This is a genomic window from Collinsella sp. SGI.095 (genome assembly GCF_050314535.1).
In the GTDB taxonomy this organism is placed as follows: domain Bacteria; phylum Actinomycetota; class Coriobacteriia; order Coriobacteriales; family Coriobacteriaceae; genus Collinsella.
This window is the reverse complement of sequence record NZ_JBNPNG010000062.1, coordinates 1-557: the sequence shown is the minus strand read 5'-3', so window position 1 is coordinate 557 and position 557 is coordinate 1. Positions and strand designations below refer to the sequence as shown.

Here is a 557-nt window from a genome sequence, read left to right as displayed (position 1 = left end):
CGAGCCACCTCAGGAAGTCGTAGGTCCAGTACTTCCTCGGGTTGCCGGCGGGCGTGGTGCCGCCGTAGACGAACCCCCGCTTTGCGAGGAAGGCGAGCAGCCGCTGCTTGGCGGTCGCCAGGCGCGCGGTCGCCCCGTCGTAGGCGCCGGCGAGGTCCCTGATGCCTTCGACCTCGGGGGAGGGGACCCATACGGGGGAGATGTCGTGGGCGAGTATCGCCTTGGCCATCCTGGCGGCGTCGTTCCTGTCGTTCTTGGAGGCCGAGTCGGCGGCCGACCTGGGGATCTTCGAGACCGCGGCGACGACGCACTCGACGCCGAGCCCGGCGAGCTCCCTTTGCGGGGCGAAGCCGAGGTAGCCGCTCTCGTAGGCCGCGAGCGACGGCCCGGGGAACCCATCCATCCACCCGGCGATCTCGCCCCAGGGGTTGCCGGGGAACCTCCTCGTCACGGCCTCGCCGGTGTCCGCGTCGAGGGCGCAGACGGTGGTCGACCTCAGGTGGACGTCCATCCCGAACGCGGTAGAATACTTTGGCATGGGAGCCTCCCAACCTCGT

General features: G+C 70.0%; 1 protein-coding gene. It reads right to left on the bottom strand.

Features of this window, described 5'->3' with window-relative positions:
- Positions 1 to 538, bottom strand: a 538-nt coding sequence (locus ACQRCA_RS08470) for an IS110 family transposase (RefSeq protein ID WP_427719897.1), incomplete at its 3' end; no start/stop codon positions are given.
- Positions 539 to 557 lie beyond the last annotated feature (19 nt).